This is a genomic window from Chitinophagales bacterium (assembly GCA_041392475.1).
In the GTDB taxonomy this organism is placed as follows: Bacteria; Bacteroidota; Bacteroidia; order Chitinophagales; family UBA2359; genus JAUHXA01.
In genome coordinates, this window is record JAWKLZ010000002.1 from 303,709 (window position 1) to 322,786 (window position 19,078).

Annotated in this window: 14 protein-coding genes; 8 read left to right on the forward strand and 6 right to left on the reverse strand. The window is 38.4% G+C overall.

Going from position 1 to position 19,078, the window contains the following annotated elements:
• Nucleotides 1–163: 163 nt before the first annotated feature.
• From R3E32_14755 to rpsP, 4 genes are all read right to left on the reverse strand, one after another.
• Entirely contained in the window at nt 164–889 is a 726-nt protein-coding gene (locus R3E32_14755) for an ABC transporter permease (GenBank protein ID MEZ4885992.1), read from the reverse strand.
• 101 nt (nt 890–990) lie between these two features.
• The gene (locus tag R3E32_14760) at nt 991–1,731 is read right to left on the reverse strand and encodes an ABC transporter permease (protein MEZ4885993.1); all 741 of its coding nucleotides are present in this window, start codon (nt 1,729–1,731) and stop codon (nt 991–993) included.
• A 213-nt stretch (nt 1,732–1,944) separates the two neighbouring features.
• The gene (gene rimM / locus R3E32_14765) at nt 1,945–2,472 is read right to left on the reverse strand and encodes a ribosome maturation factor RimM (GenBank protein MEZ4885994.1); all 528 of its coding nucleotides are present in this window, start codon (nt 2,470–2,472) and stop codon (nt 1,945–1,947) included.
• A 100-nt stretch (nt 2,473–2,572) separates the two neighbouring features.
• On the reverse strand, nt 2,573–3,241 hold the full coding sequence (gene rpsP, locus R3E32_14770; protein MEZ4885995.1) for a 30S ribosomal protein S16: 669 nt from the start codon (nt 3,239–3,241) through the stop codon (nt 2,573–2,575).
• Nucleotides 3,242–3,514: 273 nt separating this feature from the next.
• On the opposite strand from rpsP, the gene R3E32_14775 reads away from it, so the two are divergent.
• The 7 genes from R3E32_14775 (at nt 3,515) to R3E32_14805 (ending at nt 10,628) form a co-directional block, all read left to right on the forward strand.
• Nucleotides 3,515–6,079 (forward strand): lamin tail domain-containing protein, encoded by a 2,565-nt coding sequence (locus R3E32_14775; protein MEZ4885996.1) that lies wholly within the window; start codon nt 3,515–3,517, stop codon nt 6,077–6,079.
• Between the two features lie 237 nt (nt 6,080–6,316).
• A complete protein-coding gene (locus tag R3E32_14780) occupies nt 6,317–6,547 on the forward strand; it encodes a hypothetical protein (protein MEZ4885997.1) in 231 nt (76 codons plus the stop codon).
• A 297-nt stretch (nt 6,548–6,844) separates the two neighbouring features.
• On the forward strand, nt 6,845–8,059 hold the full coding sequence (locus R3E32_14785) for a hypothetical protein (protein MEZ4885998.1): 1,215 nt from the start codon (nt 6,845–6,847) through the stop codon (nt 8,057–8,059).
• A gap of 232 nt (nt 8,060–8,291) precedes the next feature.
• On the forward strand, nt 8,292–8,414 hold the full coding sequence (locus tag R3E32_14790) for a hypothetical protein (GenBank protein ID MEZ4885999.1): 123 nt from the start codon (nt 8,292–8,294) through the stop codon (nt 8,412–8,414).
• 141 nt (nt 8,415–8,555) lie between these two features.
• Entirely contained in the window at nt 8,556–8,795 is a 240-nt protein-coding gene (locus R3E32_14795) for an IPTL-CTERM sorting domain-containing protein (GenBank protein ID MEZ4886000.1), read from the forward strand.
• 125 nt (nt 8,796–8,920) lie between these two features.
• On the forward strand, nt 8,921–9,943 hold the full coding sequence (locus R3E32_14800; GenBank protein MEZ4886001.1) for a hypothetical protein: 1,023 nt from the start codon (nt 8,921–8,923) through the stop codon (nt 9,941–9,943).
• Between the two features lie 22 nt (nt 9,944–9,965).
• Entirely contained in the window at nt 9,966–10,628 is a 663-nt protein-coding gene (locus tag R3E32_14805; protein MEZ4886002.1) for a hypothetical protein, read from the forward strand.
• Between the two features lie 213 nt (nt 10,629–10,841).
• Here the strand turns inward: R3E32_14805 and R3E32_14810 are convergent, their stop codons facing one another.
• Nucleotides 10,842–14,162, reverse strand: a complete 3,321-nt coding sequence (locus R3E32_14810; protein MEZ4886003.1) for a CHAT domain-containing tetratricopeptide repeat protein — start codon at nt 14,160–14,162, stop codon at nt 10,842–10,844.
• Between the two features lie 212 nt (nt 14,163–14,374).
• Here R3E32_14810 and R3E32_14815 point away from each other — a divergent pair, with 212 nt between their 5' ends.
• On the forward strand, nt 14,375–15,724 hold the full coding sequence (locus R3E32_14815) for an RICIN domain-containing protein (protein ID MEZ4886004.1): 1,350 nt from the start codon (nt 14,375–14,377) through the stop codon (nt 15,722–15,724).
• Nucleotides 15,725–15,879: 155 nt separating this feature from the next.
• Here R3E32_14815 and R3E32_14820 read toward each other — a convergent pair whose 3' ends face one another.
• Nucleotides 15,880–18,876, reverse strand: a complete 2,997-nt coding sequence (locus R3E32_14820; protein MEZ4886005.1) for a CHAT domain-containing tetratricopeptide repeat protein — start codon at nt 18,874–18,876, stop codon at nt 15,880–15,882.
• Nucleotides 18,877–19,078 lie beyond the last annotated feature (202 nt).

The following is a 19,078-nucleotide window of genomic DNA, read 5'->3' on the forward strand; positions in this document are numbered from 1 at the left end:
TACCATTTAATAAGTCAAAATTATTGAAAAATTCACTTTCTGTGGCGCAGCAATATTTTTTTGACATGTCCCAGAAAGTAGTACATCACTACAATGAAAGCAAAAATAACAAGGAAAATAGGTAATGATTGCAGAAAAGAGGTTAGAAACATGCGGGTAAATTTTAGGTAAGTATAGTAGCCAAGATGTAGTCAAAAAATATAACCAAAATACTGCCATGAACCACAGCTCGTGTGCTGGCTCTTGCTATTTCAATTGCGCCACCTTTCACATAAAATCCTTCGTAGCAGGCTACTGAGGTAATCAAGAAGGCAAAAACAATGGCCTTGACAATCATGATGACCCCATTGAAGGGATCAAAAAGGTATAGAAGTCCATAGCGATATAGAGAGGGTGAGATTCCATACATTTGTGCAGATAAAAAACCTCCGTAAATGCCCATAAAAGCGGCAATAACAATCAATGGAGGTACAATTAAAACAGATGCTACAAGCTTAGGACTAATTAAATAGTTGGCGCTGTTAATACCCATAATTTCCAGCGCATCAATTTGTTCTGTAATGCGCATCGTACCCAATTCACTTGCTATATTGGACCCTACTTTCCCCGCCAACACCAAACAAGAAAGCGTTGGGGCCAATTCAATAATCATCGTATCTCGGACGATAAAACCCAACATATAGGTCGGCAGATAAGAATCTTGCATCTGATAGGCGAACTGTATGGCGGTAACAGCCCCTACAAAAATGGAAATAACGCCCACAATCAGCAATGACCCTACTCCAATAGCATTCATTTGACGCACCGTTTCTTTCCAATACATACTGTATTTTTCGGGTTTGCTGAACAAACTGCTTAACATTAAAAAGTAGCGTCCTAATTGTTTCATTTGATTGTACGTTATTTGCTAAATAGCTCTTTTTAACGGTACTTTGACAAAATCTGTGAAATGAGACTCCACAAAAATTGTCAAAGAACCTTTTTTATTGTTTAAGATAGCAGTGATTGAGCCAATACATAATCAGATAGCAAGATGAATATATCTGCATAAACAACTGCTTTTGTACTCGCCGCCGCCAACTGCAGTGTTCCTCCTTTCACATTATAGCCTTGAAAACAAGCAAGCGAAGAAAATATAAAGGCAAAAACGAATGATTTTATCAACATTAACTGAATATTGAAGGGATTGTAAAAAACGTGCAATCCTCTTTCAAATTCGGCAACAGTGAGAAAGCCTCCTCCAACACTAGCAATCAATCCTCCGCCAATACCGATGAAAGCTGCAAAAATTACCAAAAATGGAACGACTGCAAAAGCTGCAATCATTTTGGTGCCGACTAAGTAAGCCGAAGTATTGATACCCATAATTTCCATCGCATCAATTTGTTCAGAAATTCGCATATTTCCCAACTCCGAAGCCATATTAGAACCCGCTTTTCCTGCCAAAATCATACACGAAAGAGTCGGAGCCATTTCGATAATCATGGTATCTCGAACAATGTAGCCAATGTAATACATCGGCACAACAAAATCTTGTACCTGGTAGGCAAATTGAACAGCCGTAACCGCACCAATAAAAAGCGACACCACCAATATAATAGGAAGGGACTCAATTCCAATGCTATTCATTTGGCGAAAAGTCTCTTTCCAATACATCGAAAATTTTTCGGGTCTGCTGAAAAGTCTCGATAAAAACTGTACATATGCTCCAATATGTGCAAAAAATTTCATAGAGTGATAACCTATTTGCTTGTCTAAATGTTTTCAACAAATTTTGCAGATATAGACCTCCGTTTAAAAGCTCTTCCTTCAAATTGGGAGTTCATTTTATCACAAATCAAATATCGTTAATAATACATCCACTTGGAAGTTTGATATTTGGTTTTTTGCCCGTGGAATATCCCGATTTTTTTGAGGAAAAGCACTAATACCATTACTTGCCAACTAAAGCTCTAAAATCCCTTCTGGTAATTCCATTTGTAAAATTTTAGCCTGTTCGTCAATGATGATAACCATATCTTCGTGAATGGGAATCAACAATTCTCTATCTGCATAAGTTAATTGAAGCAATTCATGTTGAGGTAAATAGACAATTCCTTCAATAACTCCAATCGTCTGATGGCTGTCGTCTATCAAAGTATAACCAATCAAATATTCCCATTCTTCTTCGTCTGCCTCCAAATAAATTTTTAGCAAGTCTTCTTCAAAATAAAGACTTGAATTTTGGAGAGGAGATGCAGCTTTAATGTTGTCAATATCTTCAAATTTTATACTGGCCGCATTGCTATCCAAACCCTCAATGGCCTCAATAAAAAAGGGCGCAAACTGCCCTTTGATATCTACAAAAATATGGTCAATTTGATTTTCCTCTAAATAAGCCAAGAAAAAATCTTCAAAAGATACCCGTAATGCCCCTTTCAGTCCTTTGGGTTTGGATACAAAACCTACTTTGCAGTAGTTGGGTTTTGACATAGATAATCTTGATTTTTAACAATAAAAAAACCCTCAAAGGAAATTAGATACTCCTTTGAGGGTTCAAAATATATTTTAACGAAATTAAAGAAACAATTGTTTATGCTTCTTTGTCTGTATCTTCGTCATCACTACCAACCAATTCACTAATAGTATCTACCACAGAGTCAGCCGCTTCTTTAACAGCTTCTAGTGCATCGCTGGCTGTTTCTTTAACGCTCTCTACTGCACTTGATACCACCTCTGAAGCTTTTTCCATAATGGTTTCTTCTTCTGTAGTCTCCGTTGCAGCCTCCTCTTGTACCTCTGCTTCTGGTTTAATCGCTGCTTCTACCTCTTGTTTTGCAATATCTAAAGCCAACAAAGAAATAGTTGATTTTTTTTCTTCCATCAAATCCACCAATACCACACGTACATCTTTAGCCGTTTGGCGTTTGCGTCTTTTGGTCAAAAAGTCTTCCATCAACTTAGCTGCATCATCTTCAGTCAAAGCACCTTTGCGGATACCTCTCTGCAAATGTTTCATATACATGACCCCTGCTCTCTTGAGTAAAGAACGAACCGTATCAGTTGGTTCTGCACCGTTTAGCAACCATTTCAATGCTTTTTCCCTGTCCAATTCTACTTGTGCAGGTTGAACAGTAGGGTTGTACCAACCAATTCTTTCAATAATTCGACCATCTCTTTTGACTCTTGAATCAGCTGCTACAATGTGGTAAAATGGTCTTCTGATTCGCCCATGCCGTTGCAATCTTAGTCTAACAGGCATAAATATATTCTACTTTAAGTTAAAAAATGCTCGCCAAGGTCGTTCAACAACCAGCGAGGATTAGCGGGCGCAAAGATAAGATATTTAACCACGAATGAAAATTATAATGACAATAAAAATTAAAAACCCAATTTATGCCATTGCAGTTAACTCAATCGAAATTACAATTTAACATGGAATTAATCTTTTCTCCATCTTCAAATTGTAAGATTTATCGTATTTTGGCACTTGGAAAAAATTAACATTATTCAATCGACCAAAATACCTAATCGTATGTTAAAACGTCTATCTATTTTCAGATACTGCATATTGCTTATAGCAGTATTTAGTTGTCACCTTACTTTTGCGGATGCTTGTGGAGAATTGTTTATCTCTGAATACGTTGAAGGCAGCAGCAACAACAAATGTATTGAAATTTATAATCCAACAGGAAGCGCTGTAGATTTAGCAGCAGGAAGCTACAGTTTGCTTTTTTACTTCAATGGCAGTAGCTCTGCAGGAACGACTATTAATCTATCAGGTTCTGTTGCATCAGGAGATGTCTATGTAGTTTGTGACGATAGTTCTAACCCTACTTTATTGGCAGCAACTGACCAAGAATCTACTTCAAGTTTTTTTAGTGGAGACGATGCCATTGAATTGCAGAAAGATGGAACAGTGATAGATGCTATCGGACAAGTAGGCACAGACCCAGGCAGTCAGTGGGGAGCGGGGCTTGTTTCTACACAAGATAATACTATCAGAAGAAAATCCACCATTCAAGAAGGCGATACCGATAGCAGCGATGCTTTTGACCCTGCAACAGAATGGGATGGTTTCGCTAACGATACTTTTGACGGAATTGGCAGTCATACCACTGATTGTATTGTAATTAGTTGCACCATTTCTGAGATAAGCGTAGAGAATATTTCTGAATGTGACGATAATGGAACAAATGACGATGCAGGTGACGACACTTTTACCTTTGATGTAACGGTGACATTCGCAGATGCACCGAGTAGTGGCTCTTTGGATTTGACGGGAGATGCTACTACAAGCGTAGATGTTGCTGGTTTGGATAGTCCTACTTCTCACACTTTCACAGGTTTATCTGCTGGTTCGGATGGAGGAAGCATTGATGTAACTGCTTCTTTCTCAGAAATTGGCGCGTGTACGGCTTCTGACAATACCCAACTCGCTCCTAAATCTTGTTCTTCTAATCCTTGTGGCGGATTGTTTTTCTCGGAATACATTGAAGGAGGAGGAAACAGCAAATGTTTGGAAATTTACAACCCAACAGAAGAAGATATTGATTTGGCAGCAGATGGATATGCTGTTCAATTTTACTCCAATGGCTCAACAAACGTTGGAGCAACCATCAATCTTGAAGGAACGATTATCAGTGGCGGAACCCATGTACTTTGTGACGATGGCTCTATCACAGAAATTTTCAACAAAGCCGATCAAATATCAACAGTATCTTTTTACAACGGCGATGATGCCGTAGTGCTTGTGAAAGAAAGTATCCGATTGGACATTATCGGAAAAATTGGAGAAGACCCTGGTAGCGAATGGAATGTAGGTGGCGTAGGTACGGCAAACGAATCCCTTCGCCGAAAATCAAGTGTATTAGAAGGAGATAAAACAGCTGGCGATGATTTCGACCCAAGCCTTGAATGGGATTCTTACCCACAAGACAACAGCGACAACTTGGGTGTTCACGTTAGCGATTGTATTAGCTGCGACATTGAAGTAAAAATTGCAGGAAACCCTGATTTCTGTGCAGGCGAAAGTGCTATGTTAGACGCTGGTATTTACGAACCTTTGGCCAATGTGTATGAATGGTCTAATGGCGAAATGACCCAAATGATTGACACCGATGTTCCTGGCCTTTATACTGTTACGGTAACAAATGATGCAGGCTGTCAAGGCACCAGCGAAATAAAAGTGAATGCCTTGGCTTCATTCCAAATTTCAGCGGATAGCGAATCTGTCACCCAAACCAATGCAACTGGCTTGTTGGTTTATCAAGTTGAAGTCTGTGGCGGAAAACTCCCTTACTCCTTAGACCTTGATACCGATGGCTTTGCAACAGCTAGTGTGGCAGCTTCTGCAAATGCGGGATGCAGAACCATTTTGGTTACTTTCTCACAAGGTACAGATTGGGTGCTTACCATCACTGACAGCAATGATTGCGGCATTATTGTGATTGACAGTCAAGATTTGGCAACTACTGATTATGGCGTTTTGTTCATCGTTCCAACAGAAGTGGTCAAAGAATCTTGCCCTGGCTACAATGACGGCGCATTGACCATCGAAATAGATGGCGGAAACAATAGTTGCGGTACTTATGATATCAGTTGGACAGGCCCTAGTCTTGCATCGGCAGGCACCGTAGATGTAGCCACACTTCCTGCAAGTGTATCTTTGACCGATATTCCTTCTGGTACTTATACAGTTGTGGTGACAGATTGCGATGGTCAATCGGTGACAACCAGCATCTATGTAGGACGTGTTGCGGGTAGAGGTAGAGGACGTGGTGCTGTCAATTGCGCTACCCCAGCTGCCGCTAAATCTGCTCTTGACAATGCTGCTATCAATTTTGTGGACTTGTATCCTAATCCATTCTCACAAACGACTCAGCTTCAATTTGGTTTGAGCGTTCAAGCTCGTGTTGCGATTGACGTTTATACTCTTGACGGTCGAAAAGCGGCAAGCGTGTTCAACGGCATGGTGGAAGAAGGTCAAAATAATACCCTCACTTTTGACGGTTCAAATTTGGCTGCGGGTGTGTATGTGCTGCAATTGACCACCGATTCAGGTGTGATGTATCACGAGAAATTGTATATCGCTAAATAATGGCGGTAAACTTCGATTTAGTCTTTTGACGTTTTATTTCAAAAATCGCTCTTTATAAAGAAAATCAACGCTCTATAAAGAGATAACTTCAAAAGGTTTTGCAACAAATTTTAGAAAGTGTCGGATACTGCAAAGGTATTCGACACTTTTTTTTATCAATATACTTTTTGAATAATCGGTTAAGATAATAGTACGGTTTTAAGGAAAAATCTATGGTTTAGCCTTGGAGAGAATGTATTGAAGGTCTTATTTGAAGTTCTCTACGATGCCTCAGGCAGCAAACTCCAACAAAAAGTCTATGACAACAATGTACTGCTAAGCACTAAAGACTACATTGGAGGCGTTGAATACCAAGACGGCACAATAGAAGCGACTTATCATGCAGAAGGACGCATATTTTTCACTTCCTCTACCCAATACCGCCACGAATACGCCATCAAAGACCACTTGGGTAATATTCGCTTGTGAGTCAGTGACTTGGGCAATGACGGAATCATAGAAACTTCCTCCGAAATACTTCAAGAATCGGCAGCAAAAAGACATTCACTACAAAGTGCAACCTTCCTTTTTGTTGCCGCATTTTTTTTAAAAAAAAATAACAGTTGCTGTTCACCATTCGGAATATGATGTTACTAACAGGTAAACAATCAAAATACATTCACCCAAAAGAATGTTTTTGGTGGTTTTGAAGAGTTATGGGTACTTAACTTTTCACACAAAAGGCAAGTTTATTACCCATTTTTTAACCAAATAATTTTTTGAAAAATGACACAAGCCGTTCAAGCAAATGCAGCGATTCGAGCTGCTTTCTTAAAAGTGCAAGCAGACAAAAGCCATGCTATACACACTATTCCCATTCATGATGGTGACAAGCTATCACAAAAAGAAGTAGATACCCTTTTCGCTGACCAAACCCCATTTTTACTGACCAATGTATCAGAAGCAACTAAGGTGCTACTGGGCAAAAAAATCGGAGGAAATACAAAAGGCAAAGCAGATTACCTAATCGTCAAGCCCATCGTATTGGCAGACAAAAGAGTGAAGTACCATACCATAGAATCGGCTAATCAGTTGCCTGTTAAGGCATCGGAAGCTAATGCAATGCAAGGGCAAGAAATGAACATCAAACCTCAAGAAGTTAACGCTCTCCCATTGTCCAATGAAGTGGTATTGAATGCTTTTGCCAGCACCTCTGTCAGGGTATGGGAAACAGTGGCAGACGACACAGAACTGCCCGCAGGAGAACCTTTACCATGGTCACATACCTATTCTTATGCTTTTTCGCCGTCAGCAAGTCCTGGCGATAATTGGACACCTCCTACAGACGGCACATTGTATGGAGATGTTACCTACGAATTTCAAATTTTAATTAACCAGTCACAAGAAAGCAGTTTTCAATATATTGTAGGAACAGTGACTGGAGTTTGGAATGCGGATATGTTGAACAATACAGACAAAGAAAAAGGTTGGGGAACAGCCTATTATGATACTATTTTAAATCAGCCCGAAGGCTTTTTTGATTACAGTTCTTCGCCTGAAAATACCAACAATTCTTCGGAGGTAAGCACTTCTGTAGGTCTTGAGGTAGGCTATCAATCTGCCAGTTTTAACTATTCAAAATCTACCACCGAAACCCTCACCGACTGGGCAGTTGTTCAAAATAGTGCCAACAACTGGACCTACTACATGGCAACACCTTATGATGGAAGAACCACCTCTTATCCAAAGGACGCATCACATGGTTCGGAGGGCAAGCTCTACGATTGGCCAGACCTCACTACAGCAACCAATGAATGGCAAACCATCTCTACATGGAAAAACAATACCTTAGTGATAGGCACTGTAGATATTGATGCTACTTTTCATGTGAAAGCTAATTATATGCGGTCTAATAGTTTGGAATATGCTTGGTGGTGGGCCTGTGGACACAGTTGGTCTCCGTCCTTCCAAATAAATTTGACAAACGATAGTGTGAGTTAATGTATAGGTGAACTCCTTTAGAAAACCACAAGTCGTAAATAACATGAACCTTGTAGGATGTTTGAGTGCCTAAAGCTGCTCAAGCATCCTGTATTTATCACCATTGCAATACGCTTCTCATATACCTCTTTTTCTGTGTTTTCACCACATCCATCAATCCCAAAACGAAGTTACCAACGAATGAACACCTAATCTTTAAGTTTTCATTAAAAAAACAAAAACAAATTTTACCATGCAAAACAATAAAATTACCAAGCCCATTATTTTTTCTCTACTAATGTGTCTATCATTGTTCAGCAACAATTCCTTAATTGCTCAAACCAAAACATGGACAGGGGCAAGCGATACGAACTGAGCAAATGCTTCCAATTGGAATCCTACGGGTGTACCTACTACTACAAATGATATTGTCATTTCTAATACCGTAAACAATCCTATCCTGCAAAGTGGAACAACTTATCGCTTTGTTGTTAAGAACGAAGATGGTTACAGTGCTATGAGAATATCTACAACTAATGATTATGGTGAAGCAAGTCGAAGTCTGGTTTTCTCTTCTGGATTTGCTGTCTCCTCTTTTGATCTCGATTTTGAAATCATTACCCAAGATATTACACCACCACCGCCACCTGTTCCAACTCTTTCTGAATGGGGCTTGATTGTCTTGGCTTTGTTGCTGATGACTTTGGGGACTTTGTATTTGCTGCAGCCCAATTGGAGAGGTCGCTCAGAGGAGTAATCCTATCTTATTGTATCAACTTGTGTTTTTCAAGGGGGAATAGGTGTATAAAGTTGTGGTAAACTAAAGAAAAAAAATAAACTTTTTATAACTTTAGTCTACAAAACAATTGGAATTTATTCTTTATGGAACAAGCTCAAAACCTATTGAGAAATCACAATACGTTGATTCAAAAAATATTCAAGGATTGTTGCCTTCAAGAGAAGGTACATCTCTCAAGGGATACCCAAAAGTTGATATTTCAAAAGCTACATTTATACCTCCAAAAAAACTGGCAGAACGCTTTCACCAAATATGGTAAATTTCTTTCTGAGAAATCCATCATGGCTGAATTGGTGCGTTTGGGCTGCAAAAAACTGTTTAAAAATAATAACGCTGAAGACATTGAATTCCTTCAAAATGCACCAGACAAACTGATTTTAAAGTATCAGGGTATTATCAAACACCTCGTTTACAAACAAAAAAATACGGGTAAAACTATGTCTGATGATGAACAAGCAGACCTGATTGCCAATATACAAGCACAATTGCTCGAAAAAGCAAAAAGCGGGAAGTTGAGTACACAATATGAAGGCAATGCCCTGTTCAGCACTTATTTTTACACGGTAAGCTATCACTGTATGATAGATGAATGGCGAAAAATTCACCGACACCAATCCAATAATTTGCAAAATCCAAACCTATTGGATATAGGAGGCACAAAGGCTACAAACTCCAACCAAAACTACCAGCACTTGGTCGAAAACCATTTATTTCGATTCCAAAACATATTGCAGCTATTTCCTCCTCCTGCAAAAAAACGCTTTGAATTTACCTTAAAAATCAACTATCGAATGACGCTGGTAGCAGCCGATATTTTAAGCCTTTATGCAAAATGCTCCCCGCCTTTACTGACCGAAATACTTTCCTATTTTGGTAAACAATACCACCAACTCGCTCAATCAAAGCTGTTTAAGCTCATTGGAGATTTTCTGACTGTGTTGGAAAAAAATCCAAAACCCGTCAATGTTCCCTCTTTTAGGGTTTGGTTTCAGAACACACTCAATAGCATGAAAAAGACACTTTTTAAAGATTTCTCCAAAGAAGATAAAAAGGCAATAGATGCTTACTTTGAGTTTTTGATGTACAAGCATTACAAAAAAGATTAGTTACTGATTTAACACTTTAGAAATGAATATCTTAGAAAGAATTTTTGACAAAGACAACAGACTCAATTTTGAGGGACGGGTTTTGTATGCAGAAGCCATGCATCTTTCTAAGGTAGCAGACTTACCCAAAAGACTAACTGATTATGTATGGCAAGACGATGAAAGTAGGTTGGCGATTGTAGAATTATACGAGTTGTTGGATGCCAAAGAAGTTCAAGAACAACCGCATCAATATTTCAATCAATTTATTGACACAAATCTATTCGTATCAATAGACTGGAACAATTTAGATGCTGAATTAGAAAATATTTTACGCACTACACTGAGCAGCCAACACAAGCCTAATCCAAGAATGGAACGCCGAATGGCACTTAGTTTGAAGACCTCCAATAAACTACTTCAAATAACACAACCTGAAAAGGATGCAATCTGTATCCAACAAATCACCTTTCAATTTTCTGAGGCGACTTCTCAGCCTTATCGCCTCCTCCTCCAAAATGCAGAAGGAGAAGATATTGAAGAATTTGAAGTTCCTGTCAATAGCCTCCAATTTCAAATCTCCATTGAAGACAATGAAAAATACCCTACGGGTTTGTATTATTGGACGCTTTTAGTAGGGAAAACTCCCATTTCTAATCGTCTGTATATATGCAATGAAGAAGAAGCAAAGAAGATGCTTTCGTAAGTATTTAATAGTCAATAAGACTATAAGTACGTATAGCCGATATTCAACTCCTAAGGGAGTTGTGATAACTTTTTTGTCTTTTTTGATAGAAATATTTGATTCCCAAAGGAATCCATTTTATCTGATATTCGTTTATTTTTGAAAGCGAATCAAACTTCCAAGCAATAAGCAGCATCCAGATAGATATTAAAACCTGTCCATCCGTAGTACTTATTATCCCCCAACCAAAGCAAAGCCCGCCCAATCCATCGGTTCCATCATTTCGTCTGCAATCAAGCCCAATTTCGCCTTCCGCAAAGCAGCTGCATAATTCTCTCCCTCCAATATGTATCGAAACAAAGCCTGCGTCAATTGACTCGTGCTATCCTGAGGAACTTGGAACAATGAATAAACAATATTCGATGCTCCCGCATACAAAAATCCTCGATTCAATGCCATCATTCCTTCACCCACCTTCAATTCTCCAACACCACTCTCACAACTACTCAATACTACCAAATCCGCATTGAGATTCAAGTGATAAGTTTCCGAAGCATGCAAAATATAATCGCCTTCCGTCTGCCGTGAAGCCAAATGAATCCCAGAAAGCGTATTTTTTCCTGCTTCTTGCAAAAAACCATGCGTCGAAATCAAGACATATTTATAGCCTCCAATGTATTCCTGCAAATTTTGCTTATTCGCTTGGTCGTAAAAAAGCGCAATCGCTTCTTTTCCTTGCTCTTCAAAAAGTTGATAAACTTCTTTCACCTCCAATTCTGTCTCCTCCAAATCCTGCAATGCCTCCTGTGCATCCCCGGATGACTTCAATATTCGTCTTCTACTGCTGTCCTGTTTTCCACTACTTTTAACCACATAACCTTCTTTCTTTTCGCTTCCTTCGTTTCCTCTAAAATAAACAGGAGCCAAACCAAAAAAACTATCTATTTGCTCGCTCGTTTGCAACTGTCTTTGGTGATTGTGTAGCAACAAAGTAGCCGAATAGTGATAGCTGATGTCAAAATCTCGAATCAAATAGGGAAGGTCACTGAAATTTTTTGCATCTGTTATTTGATGTTGATTGAGCAGCACATCAAAGGGAACATAATACAATTCTCCATGTGGAATAATAATGAGTTTGGAGCTTTCTTGGAGGAAATCCCAAACAGGTTGAAGCAATACATCAAAGAGTTGGGTAGAAGATTGTATAAATTCATTGACAGAACCCAACTGAATGTCGCCTTGTAGTTTTTCAACAAGATGGGAAAAGTCGGTTGGTTTTTCGACCGTTGTGATTTGATAATCATTGGAGCTAATGGCGAAGATATAGATGGTTTCTTCGGCAATGTGGTAAGAAAGGATAGCGGATTGTTTTATTGTTGTATTGTTCTCACTGTTAGTGTTTACATCCCCCTTGCCCCCTTCAAAGGGGGAGTTTGTCCTATTCGTAGCCCACGAATTTATTCGTGGGGAAAGATAATATTGGAGGTCTTGAACGGAGGCTGTTGAGATGGAGTATTTCAATTGATAGTATTCGGGATAGTCCGCTTCAAATTGTTCTATCAGAGCATCGTATTGTTGTTTTTGTTTGAAGTATTGGCGTTGAAACTTGGTCAGCAACTCTTCGTCTTTATTACCTCCTAGGGCTTTTTGTTTAGCAATACTTTGGTCTAAATAGTTGAGATCTATTTTGAGTTGTTCCTCTTTTTCAAGCAATTCGCTTGGTATATTAGAAGCAGTTTTGGCTTCACTGTCTTTGAGTGTAGAAAGCAACAAAACGGCTTTGGATTGTTCGGCAAAATCGAAAGCCAAATTTTTTGCACCTTCAATGGTATAGGGAATATTGGTAAATTCAGGATATTGAGGAATTTCATTCAATTGCTGATAAGCAGAGGCAGTTGTCAAGGCAATTTCAATAGCTTGATGAAAGATTTTGGCAGTAGTTTCGGCTAAAGTATGTTTTGAGCCTTCTGCTTTGTAACTTTTGCGTATGTGTGAAACCAAATCAGTAGCAAGTGAGGCGGTAGAAAGAGCTGCTTGCAGGTATTTTAGTTCTTGATTTTGATTCTTATAAATGTGATAAAGGGTTTTTGCTTTTCCTTCAAAAGCACTTAAAAAGGTATAACCGTCGCTGTATTTTTGAATGGTGGGATTTTCAAAAATATTTTTTTGATTGAAAGAAGAAACGACTGCAATTATGGCTTTCTGAAAGGTATGAATAGACCTTTCATAGTCTCCTATGCTAAAATAACAAGTTCCTAGGTTGCGTAATATATGAGCTATTTCATATTGTTTTGCTTCCAAGTCTTCTTTATGTCGAACTAAGGCATTTTTAAAATAAGTAATAGCCAACTTGTATTCTTTTTTATCTATAAAACAAGTTCCCAGGTTATTCAGACTCATTACTTCATTTTTCTCCTGCCACAAATTCTTTTTGAAAATAGCAAGTGATTTTTGATGATAATCAATAGCCATTTCATAATTTCCTTTTTTTAGATAGCAATTTCCTAAACCAGCCGAAATTCCTGCTATATAGGGATGTTCCTCCCCGAAGTTTTTTTGGTAAATAGACAGTGCGTCTTCAAAATGAGCAATAGCCAACTCATAGTTTCCCATAGCTTCATGGCAAATGCCTAAACCATTAAAATCATTTGCTGTATAAGGATGTTCTTGTCCAAAACTTTTCTTACTGATTAACAGTGCTTCTTGAAAATGAGCAATAGCCGATTCATAATCTCCCTTGCCAAAATAGGAGTTACCCAAACCACTCAAAAAAGTTGCTACCTTAGGATGTGTTTTTCCAAAACTATTTTTATAGATTGTTAAGGCATCTTTAAAGCAGACAATGGCTTTATTATAGTCTTTTTTTCTATTGAAGCAATTGCCCAAACCATTTAAACTGACTGCAACACGAGGATGTTTAACGCCCAATTTTTTTTTGTAAATAGTCAGCATATCTTGATAGTGAGCGATAGCGATTTCATAATCTCCTTTTTTTAAATGAATATAAGCCAAGCCGCTTAAACTCTGCGCTACATCAGGATGTTCATCGCCTAATTTTTTTTTATAAATAGTTAAAGCATCTTGACAGTAAGCAAGAGCTGCCTCAAATTCATTTTTCATAGCATAACAATTGCCCAGGCTGTAAAAAATTTTTGCAATAGACAGTTGCTCGTCTTTTTTACTTTTTTTACAAATCATCAAGGATTCTTGAAAAACTTGAATGGCAAGATGATAATTTCCTTTACCAAAATAGCACCTACCCAAGCTATATAGGATTTGTGACAAAAGAATATGGAACTTACCTAAGTGCAGACTTCCAATTTCGAAGACTCTTTGCAGATGTTTTATTCCTTTTTCAGATTGATCCAAAAGATGATAAATATAGCCAATTTCATCATTGGTTTTTACCCAATCTTCCCATACCTCCCATTCCTCATAAATTGCAGTAGCTTGACTATACATCTTCATTGCTTCTTCGAGTTTTTGTGCTTTGGCAAGCACTTTCCCTTCTTCAAAGTAATTTTTAGCCAGCTTTAGCTCTTTTTGCTTAGACATAATACATGATTGGTTTAGAGTTATTTACACACTGAAAGGCAAGTAGCAAAGTTACTCGAAAATATTTTTTAAAAAAAATCGCCCCCCAATTTTACAAATCAACCATCTCATTTCGTCTAACCCGACCGAATCAACCAAACACGAAAGGAATTAGCCGAAAATCCTTTAACAGAGTAGGCAACGTTTAATCATTAACTTAATTTTTTTTTCCGATGAAAAACTTAAATTTATTCTTATTAGTTGGACTTATCTTTTTTTCCACGGGAAACCTATTCTCACAAGTAACCCATACACCTTGGCAAATACATAAGGGAGGCGGGGCTATCGATTTTGATGTCAGAACAAATAAAAATGCCTATGATAGAATGGGACATGGCGACCCCAGAGCATACGAGCTCAAAAATATTCCAGCCAAAGACGATGCAGGATGGCAAGCCGCTCCAATGCGTGATGGAAAAGTCTTCTTTACAGAAACATCTACCATCCCATGTCAAGAAAAAATTGATTTCACCTATTTTCAAACCATCATTGATGTTCCCTCCAATGTCAATGTCAGTGAACTCACCATCTCCTACGATAGGGCAGATGACGGCGCACGGATTTACTTCTTCAATTCCAAAAGCCCCAATGGTCATTTCAACCCTGACGCTGATTTGAGATACAATCACCCTAACGATCTTAGAAACATCAACTTAGCAAATCAAGTTGCAGTCGGTGAAAATCGAGTAGTAATTGTTCAGTTTGATGACTGTGCTACTGGAAACAATGTGTCTGGAATCAATATTAAAGTAAATGGCGCAGAAATTAAAACTCCTCCAAAAGAAAAAAGTACCACTAATCTCGATGGCAAAGTATTCTTCATACAAAGCAACGCTAGCAATGCAGGAGGAAGAGTGATAGACGCTGGAGACCAAAATGCAGGGAGAGTTGGCTCTAGAGTATATCTCTGGGATTTACATAGAGGAACACAACAACAATGGAAATTCATTGCTTCTGACAAAGGACCAGATGTTTACCAAATGGTATCTTTATACCAAAATACAGGAGCAGTCAAATACTTAGATGCAGATTTCGCCGAAATGGTAAATGACGGAGGCAAAATTCAGCTTTGGTCAGACAACGGAGGAGTAGGAAACCAACAGTGGAAAGTCTCTATTAATCCCAATGGCACCTATCGTTTTGCCGTTTATCACCCCAATGCAGGAGGCAGAGTATTGGATGCAAATCCAGACACCCAGATGAACAATGGAGGCAAAATCCACCTATGGCACGCTATGAACGGAAACAAAAATCAAGAATGGAAGCTACTACCCCTAGCGCCAGCCATCAAAATTTTATCCGCTAACTATGGGCTAGAGAAAACTCATGAGATAGCTAAGATACTTCAAGAGATGGTTGATAAGGGTGAAACGAACATTAATATAAGAAATCATATAATAATATATCCTTACAAGTTGGCAGATCCTGCACCAGGACGACAAAAGAAGTTGAACATCACCTACTCTGTAGATGGAAAAGAGTTTACAAAAACAGTAACAGAAGGAGGTACTCTCACATTTTAGATCTTACTATCAAGTACATTCCAAAACTTTGTCGAATCAAGAAAAATAAAATTTTCATTGGAAAAGTTGATTCGGCAAAAGTGAAAATGTGCAATCATTAGACTTTTTGTCACAGTCGTCGCTATCTATTGGTAGCGGCGATTTTTGTTTTTTCACTATCCCCCCACCAAAGCAAATCCCGCCCAATCCATCGGTTCCATCATCTCATCTTCAATCAACTCCAATTTTGCCTTTCGCAAAGCAGAAGCATAACTCTCTCCCTTCAATATGTGCCTAAACAAAGCTTGAGTCAATTGGCTCGTACTATCTTGTGGTACTTTGAAAAGTGAATAGACAATATTGGAGGCTCCTGCATACAAAAAGCCTCTATTCAAAGCCATCATACCTTCCCCTGTCTTCAATTCTCCAATCCCACTTTCACAACTACTCAACACCACCAAATCCGCATTGAGCCTGAGGTGATAAGTTTCCGAGGTATGTAAGATATAATCATCTGTAGTACCTGACTCTTGAGTCCTCGCTCCTGACTCCTCTGGGGCCAAATGAATACCCGAAAGTATATTGTTACCTGCCTCCTTCAAGAAACCATGTGTGGAAATCAGTACATATTTGTAGTCTCCAATATACTGCTGCAAATTTTTCTTATTGGCTTGGTCGTAAAACAGTGCAATCGCTTCTTTTCCCTGTTGTTCAAAGAGTTCGTAAACCTCTTTTACCTCCAGCTCTGTTTCCTCCAAATCCACCAATGCGGCATCGACACTGCCTGATGACTTCAATATTCTTCGCCTATTTTTTTCTTTTTGATTTCCATCACTTTTGACCACATAACCTTGCTTCTTCAAATTATTCCTTTCTTTGGAGGGATGAAGCGAAGTTGAATCATTTTCGCCTCCAAACTGAATGGGTGCAAATCCAAAAAAGCTATCTGCTTGACTTTCCATTTGCTGTTGTCTTTGGTGACTGTGCAAAAGCAAAGTAGCGGAATAATGGTAGCTAATATCAAAATCCCGAATCAAATAGGATAGTTTTTCAAAGTTCTCAAAATCTGTGATTTGGTGTTGGTTGAGTAGTACATCGAAAGGCAAATAGTAGAGTTCCCCATGCGGGATGATGATGAGTTTGTTTGCTGATTGGAGGAAAGACCAGACAGGCCGAAGCAGTGACTCAAAGAGTTGTGTAGAACATTGGATAAAGTTTTCAATATGCCCTAATTGAATGGCATTTTGTAGTTTTTCGATGCTTTTTGAAAAATCCTTTGGTTTGGAGACTTTGACGATTTTGTATTCATTGGAGGTAATAACGAAGATGTAGATTTGTTCTTCGGCAATGTGGTAGGAAAGAATGGCTGAACGGCTATATTGCTGAGTGGCTGAATTGTTGGGTCGTTTTTTCCCATTTGTTGCCCACAGATTCATTTGTGGGGTGGTTTGTGCGCTAAGATACAATTGCAGGTCTTGAACAGTAGCAGTTGAAACGGAGTATTTCAATTGATAGTATTCAGGATACTCTTTTTCAAACCATGCAATAAGTTGGTCATAAACTTGCCTTTGTTGGAGGTATTCCTTTTGGATTGCAGAGAACAAATCTTCATTTTTTTTATCGCCTTTTGCTTCCTCCATATTCATGCGATTGTCCAAGTCGCTGAGTTTTTTTACTATATTTTTTTCTCTTTCGAGGAGCTTATTCGGGATGTTGGCAATAGTTTTGGCTTCATTGTCTTTGAGGTTAGAGAGTAATAAAACTGCTTTGCACTGCTCGGAAAAATCAAAGGTCAATGATTTAATCTCTTTGGAAGTGTAAGGGATGTGGGTAAACTCTGGGTATTGAGGAATAACGGACAGTGTTTCATACAGTTCTGAAATCTCTACACCTCTTTCAATGGCAAAGTCATACAGTTCGGCAGCATTTTTAATCAAAACATGTTTAGATCCTTCCATTTTGTGGCTTTGTCGCTGATAGGCAATAAATTCAGCAATCACTATGGCTGCCTCCAAGCTAGCTTGCAAATCTTTGGGATTTTTGGTTTGCTCCCTATATTTTTTTGAAAATACATCTACCTTAGTCTCAAATAGGTATCGAAAAATATTTAATTTTTGGTAATTGTATGTTTTAGAAATAGCTGGGTTTTGATAAAAATTGGAGTCAGAAAAATTGGGATTAAGCAGTATCAAACCCTGTTGAAGGTACTCTAAGGCTAAGTCGTAATTCTCTTTATATGCGTAGCATCTCCCAATATTCAAAAAACTACGGGCAAGCTCTGCATTTTGGTCACCAAAAAGCTCCCTACTTATCTCCAAGACTTCATGAAAGTAAGCAATTGCTTGGTCATATTCTCCTGTATTAAACAGGCATATACCTATTCCTTCTATACTCAATACTACATCAGGATGCTGCCTACCCAGAATCTTCTTTTTGATTCTTATTGATTCTTGATAATGAGGAAGTGCGTTTGCATAATCCGCCTTGGTTAAGTAGGTACGGGCAAGATAGTGGTGAGCGGATGCTATGGTAGGGTGTTCAGAAGGATAAATTTTTCTTTTGATGTCCAATGATTTTTTACAATGAATAATGCCAAGTTTATAATCTCCTTTTCTGCCTAAACACATGCCTAAATTCCCCAATACACTTGCCACAAATCCGTCTTCATTTCCGTGGTATTTCTGATGAATCCTCAATGCTTCTTGGTAGTGAAGAACACTTAGGTCAAAGTCTTCGAGATCAGAATAAATTCCTGCAATGTTGTTGTTCACTAAAGCCATCTGAGGATGAATCTCAAAATCAGATCTCCAAATAGACAATGCCTTTTGAAAGAAAACGAGAGCTTCCTCAGAGTTGCGAAAGATGTCATGACAAAGCCCCATGCTGTTCAGGCAATTAAGTGTAATAGGATGACGTTCTCCAAAGTGTATTTCACTCATTTTAAGAACACCTTCCATATACGTTACTGCTTGCTCGTATTTCCCTATGTGACAGTAAATTTTCGCTATGTTATTGCCTACTGCTATCAAGTCTTTCCATGCGCCCCATTTTTCGTAGAGTGTACTTGCTTGCTTCGATAGTTTCATCGACTTCTCATATTTTGCTTGCGTAAACAAAGTTTCTGATTCCTCAAAATATTTTTCAGCAAGCCTAATATCAGTTTCTTTGGACATGGTATAAAGTTCCTTCATAGGTATTTATAAATAAAAATCAAATATACCCAATTTCTACAAAATGATTTTTCAAAAAAATAAAAAAAATTTTCCTCCAACCTTACAATCCGAAAACCTCCAAACGTCTAACCAAAGCGAATTCAAAAACTGGATTCGGGAGTTAGCCGAAAATCCTCTAAACAGAGTAGGCAGATCTTTTAAC